This window comes from Kineococcus rhizosphaerae (assembly GCF_003002055.1).
Classification (GTDB): Bacteria; Actinomycetota; Actinomycetes; order Actinomycetales; family Kineococcaceae; genus Kineococcus; species Kineococcus rhizosphaerae.
In genome coordinates this window covers 20,656-29,217 of record NZ_PVZF01000021.1, presented here as the reverse complement: position 1 = coordinate 29,217, position 8,562 = coordinate 20,656, and the positions used below count along the sequence as shown (strand labels likewise).

Here is an 8,562-nt window from a genome sequence, read left to right as displayed (position 1 = left end):
GCCGACCTGCGCGTCCTGCCGCTGGCCCTGTGGAACTTCCAGGGGCAGTACTCGGTGAACATCCCGGCCGTGCTCGCCTCGGTCGTCCTGACCACGCTGCCGATCCTCGTGCTCTACGTCGTCGGCCGCCGCCAGCTCCTGTCCGGCCTCACCGCCGGCTTCTCCAAGTGATCCAAGGAGTTCCTTCGTGACTCGCCAGGCGCTCGTCGTCCGCGGCGGCTGGGACGGGCACTCGCCCGTCGAGGCCACCGAGCTGTTCATCCCGCACCTGGAGGCGAACGGCTTCACCGTCCGCGTCGAGGACCTCGGGACCGAGTTCGGCCCCAGCTCGACCGCGACCCCGAAGGTCTACACCGACGCCGAGTACCTGGCGACGGTCGACCTCATCGTGCAGTCGAACACCATGAACGTCATCGAGCAGGCCGAGTTCGAGGGCCTGCGCACCGCGATCGAGAACGGCACGGGCTTCGCCGGCTGGCACGGCGGCATCGCCGACTCCTACCGGTCGAACTCCGACTACCTGACCCTCGTGGGCGGGCAGTTCGGCTGCCACCCGGGCAAGCACCCCTCCGAGCGCGAGGGCGGCCCGCAGGACAACTACGTGCCGTACACCGTGAACATCGCCGAGGCGGGCAGGACCCACCCCATCACCGAGGGCATCGAGGACTTCGACCTCGTGACCGAGCAGTACTGGGTGCTGTCCGACGACTACGTCGACGTCCTTGCCACCACGACGCAGGCCGTGCGCGAGTGGGACCCGTGGACCCGCCCGGTGACCTCCCCGGCCGTCTGGACGCGCCAGTGGGGCAAGGGCCGGATCTTCGTGGCCACCCCCGGCCACGACCCGGCCACCCTGAAGAACGAGAACGTCAAGACCATCGTGGAGAGGGGTCTGCTGTGGGCAGCCCGTTGAAGGTAGGCGTCGTCGGGGCCGGGGTCATCTCCGCGCAGTACTCCAAGTCCCTGAAGAAGCTGCCGCAGCTGCAGATCACCGCCGTCAGCGACTTCGTGCCCGAGCGCGCGCAGGCCCTGGCCGACGAGCACGGCGCGCAGGTCCTGTCGCTGGACGAGCTGCTCGCCTCGCCCGACGTGGACGTGGTGCTGAACCTGACGCTGCCGCGCACGCACGCCGAGGTCGCGCTGCAGGCCATCGCCGCCGGCAAGCACGTGTACGGCGAGAAGCCGCTGGCCATGACCGTCGCGGAGGGCCGCGACGTGGTGAAGGCCGCTGCCGCCGCCGGCGTGCGCGTCGGGTGCGCCCCGGACACCGTGCTCGGCACGGGGATCCAGACCGCCCGCGCCCTCGTGGACGCGGGGAAGATCGGCACCCCGCACTCGGCGACCGCGTTCATGACCACTCCCGGTCACGAGCGCTGGCACCCGCAGCCGGACTTCTACTACCAGCCCGGCGGCGGCCCGCTGCTGGACATGGGCCCGTACTACCTGACTTCGCTCGTGCACCTGCTCGGGCCGGTCGTCCGGGTCGTCGGCGCCTCCGCGCGTCCCACGTCGTCGCGGACCATCGCCTCCGGCCCGCGCGCCGGGGAGAGCTTCGGCGTCGACATCGACACCCACCTCACCGGGATCCTCGAGCACGCCTCCGGCGCGGTCTCGACGCTCATCATGAGCTTCGACACCTGGGCCGCGCGGCTGCCGCGCATCGAGGTCTACGGGACCGAGGGCACCATCTCGGTGCCGGACCCGAACATGTTCGAGGGCCCGGTGGAGCTGTTCGCCGCCGCGACCGCTCCGGCGCCGGGTCCCGACGTGGACCCCGCCGCGAACTGGGTGGACGCGGGCGCGACCGCCGGTTTCGTGGACTCCGGCCGCGGCTACGGCCTGGCCGACCTGGCGCTGTCGGTGGCCGAGGGCCGTCAGCACCGCGCCAACGACGAGGTCGCGCTGCACGTCCTGGAGATCATGGAGTCGGTGCAGCGGGCCGCGGACGAGCACACGTCCGTGACGCTGACCACGACGTGCGAGCGGCCCGAGGCCATCAGCACGCCGGTGGACCTCAGCGCCTGACCCCGTCCTCGTCCGACACCGCCTGACCCCGCACGGCCCGCCACGGCCGGTCGGTCCCCCCGGACCGGCCGGCCGTCGGCGTCCTCGGCCCGCCCGGGGCACACCTCGCGCCCTCGACGCGCGGTGGTCGGGGGCGCGAGGTGTGCCTTCGGCGGGGTCGGGGGCTCAGCGGGACCCGCGGGTCAGGAACGCTCCAGGCACAGGCAGAACGGGTGCCCGGCGGGGTCGGCGTAGACGCGCCAGGTGGGGTGCTCCGCCTCGTCCTCCAGGAGCCGCCCTCCGAGGGCGAGCACCCGGGGTTCGGTGCCCGCCCAGTCGGCGACGTAGAGGTCGAGGTGGACCTGCTGCGGCACGCCGGGCTCCGGCCAGGTCGGGGCGACGTGGTCGGGGGCGAGCTGGAAGGCGAGCGTCGCTCCCTGCCCGCCACGCAGCGTGACCCAGTCGTCGTCGGAGTCGGGGTCGACCTCCCGGCCCAGCAGCGCGGCGTAGAAGGCGGCCAGGCCGCGGGGGTCGGGGGAGTCGAAGGCGATCGTGCCGAACCGCACGCCCGTGCCGGGCACGTCCTGCTCTGCCATGGACGGACCCTCCCGCCCCCGGTGGCAGGCTGTCCAGGACTTTCCCCGGGCTCGTCTCGATCAGGACCTCACGTCCGGGGCCCGCGGAGCGTTGGCAGGGTGTGAGCGCACGGGTGGAACCCTTCGAACGGGTCGTCGAGGAGCACGGCACGGTGGTGCTGCGGGTCTGCCGCGCGCTCGTGGGGCCCGACGCGGCGCACGACGCGTGGTCGGAGACGTTCCTGGCCGCTCTCGTCGCCTACCCCCGGCTGCGGCCGGGCAGCGACGTGCGGGCCTGGCTCGTGACCATCGCGCACCGCAAGTCCGTCGACGTCCTGCGGGTGCGGGCGCGCCAGGCGGTGCCGGTGGGCGATCCCCCCGAACCCGTCTCGACGGGGGAGCACCCCGGGGACGGCCGGTCCGAGCTGTGGGCCGCCGTCGCGGCCCTGCCGCCCAAGCAGCGGCAGTGCGTCGCCTACCACCACGTCGCCGGCTTGCCCTACGACGAGGTCGCCGCCCTCGTCGGGGGCACGGCGGCCGCCGCCCGCCGGGCCGCGGCCGACGGCATGTCCACGCTGCGGCGCACCCTGAGGGAGGACCAGTGAACGGATCGACGCTCGACTTCGCCCACGGCGGGGACCGGTTCGCGGTGCAGGACCTGCACGAGCAGCTGACGCACCGCGCGCAGGCGGAGGGTGTCCTGGACGTGGCGTACCGCACGGTGGACTCCCCGCTGGGGTCGCTGCTGCTGGCGGCGACCGAGGTGGGCGTCGTCCGCATCGCCTTCGAGCGCCAGGACCACGACGCCGCGCTGGAGGAACTGGCGCGCAGGGTCAGCCCCCGGGTGCTGCGTGCGCCGGCCCGGCTGGACGCGGTGAGCCGCGAGCTCGACGAGTACTTCGCCGGCCGCCGGAGGAGGTTCGACGTCCCGGTCGACCTGCGGCTGGCCTCGGGTTTCCGCTCGCGCGTGCTGGACGTGCTGCAGCACATCGAGTTCGGCACCACCCGCAGCTACGCGGGAGTCGCCGAGCAGGCGGGCAGCCCGCGGGCGGTCCGGGCGGTGGGGACGGCGTGCGCCCGCAACCCGGTGCCGCTCGTCGTGCCCTGCCACCGGGTCGTGCGCAGCGACGGCGGCTCCGGGCAGTACGCCGGCGGGGCCGAGGCCAAGGGACGGTTGCTCGACCTGGAACGAGGCGTCAAGGTGGGGTCGTGAACCGTCTCGACGTCCTCACCCTCGCGGTCACCGACGTCGACCTGGCCCGCCGGTTCTACCTCGAGGGCCTGGGGCTGACGCCGCTCCTGGACCTGCCCGGCGAGATCGTCTTCCTGCAGCTGAACCACGGGCTGACGGTGGCGCTGTGGGACGCCGACCGGCTCGCGGCGGACACGGGCCTGGCGCCGGGATCGGTCGTGGCGGGGCAGGGGTTCTCGCTGGCGCAGAACGTGGACAGCGAGAGCGCGGTGGACGAGCTCACCGCGCGGGCCCGACGTGCCGGCGCCGAGGTCCTGAAACCCCCGCAGCACGCCTCCTTCGGCGGGTACCACTCCCACGTCCGCGACCCGGTGGGTCTGCGGTGGGAGATCGCGTACAACCCGGGCCTGGTCGTCGACGCCGACGGCACCGTCCACCTGCGGGCGATCCCGTGAGGTGGGTGGTCCTGCTGCGCGGGGTGAACGTCAACGGGGTGAGCGTGAAGTCGGCGCCGTTGGCGGCCTGCCTGCAGGACGCGGGGTTCACCGTGGTCCGGACGGTGCTGGCCAGCGGGAACGTGACGTTCGCGTCCGAGGACGGCACCTCCCGCGACGACGTGAAGGCCCGCACCGAGCAGGCCCTGCGGGCCGGGTTCGGCTACGACGCGTGGGTCGTGGTCCTGACCCCGGACCGGCTCGCCGAGATCGTCGCGCAGTACCCCTTCGCACGCGACGACGAGCAATGGCACCCGTACGTCGTGTTCGCCTCCGACCCCGGCCGGCTGGCCGAGCTGTTCGCACGGCACGAGGCGAACGACGCGGAGTCGGTGGAACTGGCCGGGGACGTCGCGTACTGGCGCTGCCCGAAGGGTTCGAGCACCGACACCCCGTTCGCGAAGCTGTCCGCGGCGGCGCGGTGGAAACCCGTCGTCACCACGCGGAACCTGCGGACGGTCGACAAGCTGCTCGCGGCGGCGCGGCCGTGACCGCGTCCCACGGCCCCGAGGACGACCCGTACTCCGGGTTGCGCAACGAGACGCCGACCGAGCGGCTGGACCGCAACTGGGTGGAGCTGCTGCAGGAGCTGCGGGTCGTGCAGACGGGCGTGCAGCTGCTGACGGGTTTCTTGTTCACCGTGCCCTTCCAGGCGCGGTTCGACACCCTGGACCGCTACCAGCGCACCGTCTACGTCGTCGTGCTGCTGCTCGCGGTGACGGCCGTGGTGCTGTTCATCGCCCCCGTCGGGTACCACCGCGCCCTGTTCCAGCAGCGGTCCAAGGCGCGCCTGGTGACGGCCGGTTCCCGCTTCGCCAAGGCGGGTCTGACCACGCTGGGGCTCGTCGTCTCCGGGGGAGTCCTGCTCGTCGCCGACGTCATGGCCGGCCGCGGCGCCGGCTGGGCGGCGGGCGCCGCGGTCGCCGTCCTCGTCGGCGTGTTCTGGTACGTGCTGCCGCGCAGAGCTCTGCGCGACGTACGACGCGAACAGGCGGGTGAGCGGGCTCAGGCCAGCGCCGCCGACAGGTCGGGGACGAGCCGCGAGACGCCGTAGGGCACCGACAGGACGCTGTTGTAGGTCATCGCTCCGCGCACGTCGAGGTCGGGCAGCACGAGACCGCCGCGCTGGACGACGGGCAGCCGCTGCAGGACGGGGTCCTGCTCGACGCCGGTGCGGGTGGAGTCGTCGGTGAGGACGACGAGGACGTCGGCGTCGAGCAGGTCCAGCCGTTCGGCGGAGACGTCGATGAAGAAGCTCTCGCCGGTGTCGAGAGCGGCCACCTCGGGGGTGAGGGAGAAACCGAGGTTCTCCATGAACGCCCCGCGGGCGTCCTGCGGGGAGAACACGCCGTACCTGCCGTCGTAGGGCAGCGCGACCAGGCCCGTCTTCCCGGCGAACTCGGGGTGAGCGGCGACGGCGTCGGTGAACGCGGCGTCGGCCGCCTCGGTGAGCTCCTCGCCCTCGTCCTCGCGGCCCAGGGCGCGGGCGATGGTCAGGGTCGTGGCGGTCCGGTCCGCGCCGTAGGCCGTGCTGCCCTCCGGCCGGGCCAGGACGGGGGCGACGGCGGACAGCTTGTCGTACAGGGCCTGGTCGATGCCCGAGACGAGGGCGAGGATCAGGTCGGGAGCCACCCCGGCGACCTGCTCGACGTTCACGTCGGCGTCGGAGCCGAGTTTCAGAAGCGGCCCGGTCTGCAGGCCCGCCGCCCAGGGGCCCAGGCCCTTGTCGGGGTAGAAGGTGAAACCGGTGTTCGTCAGCGGTTGCACCCCCAGGGCCAGCAGGGGGTCGGCGTCGGTGACGCCGAGGACGGCCACCCGTTGCGCGGGGGCCGGGACGAGCGTCGTCCCGAACCGGTGCTCGTAGCGGAAGGGGAACCCGGGGACGTCCGTGGCGCCCGCGGCGGGCTCGGCGCTGGATCGTCCACCGCCGCAGCCGGTCAGGGCGGCCAACCCGGCGGCCCCGGCGGCGGACAGGAGGTGGCGTCGGTTGAGGGGAGAGGGCACGGCGAGGGAGCTTAGCCTACCCTCACCACGAGGTGCGGGTCAGTCCCCGTCGTCGCCGGTGTGGACGTGCCGGCGCACCGCGCGCGCCGCCGCACCCACCGTCTCGCGCACCCCCTCCACGACGATCGCGCGCGCCGCGGGATCGCCCTTGAGCTGGGACTTCGCCGTCGAGACCACCTGGTCGAGGCTGACGTGCGGCGGGATCATCGGGACGTTCGGGTCGACGACGGCGTCGAGGACGAAGGGCCGGTCGGCCGCCATCGCCGCGTCCAGCACCGCGTCCAGCCCGTCGGGGCCCTCCACGCGGCGCCCGGCCAGCCCGAGCAGTTCCGCCCACCCCGCGTAGGGCACGTCGGGCACGTCCATCGCGGCGGCGAAGGGCACTTCGGCCTGCATGGCGCGGGCCTCCCAGGCGACGAAGGACAGCTCGGAGTTGTTCATGACGACGACCACGAACCGCGGGTCGGCCCACGTCCGCCAGCGCTGGGCGACGGTCACCAGTTCGGACAGGCCGTTCATCTGCATCGCCCCGTCGCCGACGAGGGCGAGGACGGGGCGGTCGGGGTGGGCCTGCTTGGCGGCCAGGGCGTAGGGCAGGCCACCGCCCATCGACAGCAGGGTCCCCGACAACGACGCCGTCATGGTGGGCCGCAGGTCGAGGTCGCGCGCGAACCAGCTCGTCACCGTCCCGCAGTCCACGGCCACCTGGTGGTCGTCGGCCAGCCGGTCGGACAACCCGCGCACCACGAGCTCGGGGTTCAGCGGGTTCGCCTCCGCCCGGGCGCGTTCGAGGCCCCACGCGTCCCACGCGTGGTTCCAGCGCGCGATGTCGGCCCGCCACGACGGGTCGGGCTCCGCCCCGGCCAGCAGCGGCAGCAGCGCGGCCAGGGTTTCACGCGCGTCCCCGACGAGGTTCACCTCGGTCGGGTAGCGCAGTCCGCAGCGGGTCCCGTCGACGTCGATCTGGACGGCGCGCGCCTGTCCGGGGGCGGGGTAGTACTCCGAGTACGGCATGGTCGTGCCGACCATCAGCAGCGTGTCGCACCGCCGCATCAGGTCGTAGCTGGGGCGGGTGCCCAGCAGGCCGATGGCCCCGGTCACCCAGTCGAGCCGGTCGTCGAGGACGGCCTTGCCCAGCAACGCCTTCGCGACGCCGGCGCCCAGGGCGTCAGCGACCGCGGTGAGTTCGGCGGTGGCGCCCAGCGCCCCGGCGCCGGCGAGGATCGCGACCTTCTTGCCCGAGCGCAGGAGGGCGGCGGCCTCGGCCAGGGCCTCGGGGCGGGGGACCCCCGGAAGCGAGCCGGGGACGGCGGAGGTGTGGGTGAACCCGTGCCCCTCGGGGACCTCCAGGACGGCGTCGGCGTCCTGGACGTCGCTGGGCAGGACGACCGCGGTGACGGTCCGGCGTTCGGTGGCGGTGCGCGCGGCGCGGTCGATCGCGTGCTGGACCTGGGAGGGGTCGGTGACCTGGAACACGAACTCACCGGCGACGTCGGCGTAGAGCCGGACGAGGTCGAGTTCCTGGTAGTAGCTCGTGCCGAGGGCGTTCGTGGCCGTCTGCCCCAGCAGGGCGACGACGGGGACGTGGTCGAGCTTGGCGTCGTACAGGCCGTTGAGGACGTGCACCGCGCCGGGACCCGACGTCACGACCGCCACGCCCAGCGGTGACCCGCCGAACTTCACGTCGGCGGTCGCGGCGAAACCCGCGGTCTCCTCGTGGCGCACCTGCACGAACTCGGCCGCACCGGCCTCGACGGCCCGCCCGATGGCCGAGACCACCCCGCCGATGCCGTCACCGGGGTAGCCGTAGAAGCGCTTCGCACCCCACTGCCCCAGACGCGAGACGACGTGGTCACCGACGGTCGGAGAACTCATGCCCCCAGCGTCGGTGCCATGTCGTCCACGCGCACCCGGGAGGGACCTAGTCGGTCGGCATCCGGGTGTGGTGCTGCTCGCCGAGCGGCTGGTCCCCGCTGCTGCTGCCGCTGCCGTTGCTGCTGACCTTGTCCTTGACGGTGCCCGCGACCGAGCTCGCCGCGGCCCCGACCTTCTCCTGCGCGACCGAACCCGCCTGCTTGGCGAGGTCGCCCGCGCGGTCCTCGAGGTCGACGACCCGTTGCTGGACTTTGGGGTTCCCCCACAGCCGGCCCACGGCGGAGGAGATCTGGTCGTACCGTTCGCGGCCGGCCCGGGCCCCGAGCACGTAGCCCGCGGCGCCCGCGATGAGGAAGATGGCCTTGCCCTTCACGTCGAACCTCCTCGATGAGTGGTGTTCAGACCACTCTGGCAGCGC

At 73.5% G+C, this 8,562-nt stretch carries 11 protein-coding genes and 1 pseudogene; 8 read left to right on the top strand and 4 right to left on the bottom strand.

The window, feature by feature from the left end; all coding sequences use genetic code 11:
* The 3 genes and pseudogenes from CLV37_RS29120 to CLV37_RS25350 form a co-directional block, all read left to right on the top strand.
* Positions 1–171 (top strand): annotated as a pseudogene (locus CLV37_RS29120) (carbohydrate ABC transporter permease); the annotation flags it as partial.
* 16 nt (positions 172–187) lie between these two features.
* Positions 188–913: a ThuA domain-containing protein gene (locus tag CLV37_RS25355; protein WP_106215532.1), complete on the top strand. Its 726-nt coding sequence runs from the start codon at positions 188–190 to the stop codon at positions 911–913.
* Positions 898–2,025, top strand: coding sequence for a Gfo/Idh/MocA family protein (locus tag CLV37_RS25350; RefSeq protein WP_106215531.1), 1,128 nt, complete (start codon positions 898–900; stop codon positions 2,023–2,025). The genes CLV37_RS25355 and CLV37_RS25350 overlap by 16 nt, the downstream gene beginning before the upstream one ends.
* Positions 2,026–2,207: 182 nt before the next feature.
* On the opposite strand, the gene CLV37_RS25345 is transcribed toward CLV37_RS25350, so the two are convergent.
* Complete coding sequence (locus CLV37_RS25345; RefSeq protein ID WP_106215530.1) at positions 2,208–2,600, bottom strand: VOC family protein; 393 nt, start codon at positions 2,598–2,600, stop codon at positions 2,208–2,210.
* Positions 2,601–2,701: 101 nt separating this feature from the next.
* Between CLV37_RS25345 and CLV37_RS28230 the strand changes: the two genes are divergently transcribed.
* Genes CLV37_RS28230 through CLV37_RS25320 form a run of 5 tightly spaced genes read left to right on the top strand, consistent with a single transcriptional unit; the run spans position 2,702 to position 5,319 of the window.
* Complete coding sequence (locus CLV37_RS28230; RefSeq protein WP_211298950.1) at positions 2,702–3,184, top strand: RNA polymerase sigma factor; 483 nt, start codon at positions 2,702–2,704, stop codon at positions 3,182–3,184.
* Positions 3,181–3,792, top strand: coding sequence for a methylated-DNA--[protein]-cysteine S-methyltransferase (locus CLV37_RS28225; protein WP_106215528.1), 612 nt, complete (start codon positions 3,181–3,183; stop codon positions 3,790–3,792). The genes CLV37_RS28230 and CLV37_RS28225 overlap by 4 nt, the downstream gene beginning before the upstream one ends.
* On the top strand, positions 3,789–4,226 hold the full coding sequence (locus CLV37_RS25330) for a VOC family protein (RefSeq protein ID WP_106215527.1): 438 nt from the start codon (positions 3,789–3,791) through the stop codon (positions 4,224–4,226). Before CLV37_RS28225 ends, CLV37_RS25330 begins: the two co-directional genes overlap by 4 nt.
* Entirely contained in the window at positions 4,223–4,756 is a 534-nt protein-coding gene (locus CLV37_RS25325) for a DUF1697 domain-containing protein (RefSeq protein ID WP_106215526.1), read from the top strand. Before CLV37_RS25330 ends, CLV37_RS25325 begins: the two co-directional genes overlap by 4 nt.
* Positions 4,753–5,319 carry a DUF6328 family protein gene (locus tag CLV37_RS25320; RefSeq protein ID WP_106215525.1) on the top strand — a complete coding sequence of 189 codons (567 nt, stop codon included), beginning with the start codon at positions 4,753–4,755 and terminating at the stop codon, positions 5,317–5,319. Before CLV37_RS25325 ends, CLV37_RS25320 begins: the two co-directional genes overlap by 4 nt.
* Here the strand turns inward: CLV37_RS25320 and CLV37_RS25315 are convergent.
* Genes CLV37_RS25315 through CLV37_RS25305 form a run of 3 tightly spaced genes read right to left on the bottom strand, consistent with a single transcriptional unit; the run spans position 5,271 to position 8,517 of the window.
* A complete protein-coding gene (locus CLV37_RS25315) occupies positions 5,271–6,269 on the bottom strand; it encodes an iron-siderophore ABC transporter substrate-binding protein (protein WP_106215524.1) in 999 nt (332 codons plus the stop codon). The two genes, CLV37_RS25320 and CLV37_RS25315, sit on opposite strands and share 49 nt — an antisense overlap.
* Before the next feature lie 39 nt (positions 6,270–6,308).
* A complete protein-coding gene (locus CLV37_RS25310) occupies positions 6,309–8,144 on the bottom strand; it encodes a thiamine pyrophosphate-requiring protein (RefSeq protein ID WP_106215523.1) in 1,836 nt (611 codons plus the stop codon).
* A 46-nt stretch (positions 8,145–8,190) separates the two neighbouring features.
* Positions 8,191–8,517, bottom strand: a complete 327-nt coding sequence (locus tag CLV37_RS25305) for a hypothetical protein (protein ID WP_106215522.1) — start codon at positions 8,515–8,517, stop codon at positions 8,191–8,193.
* Positions 8,518–8,562 lie beyond the last annotated feature (45 nt).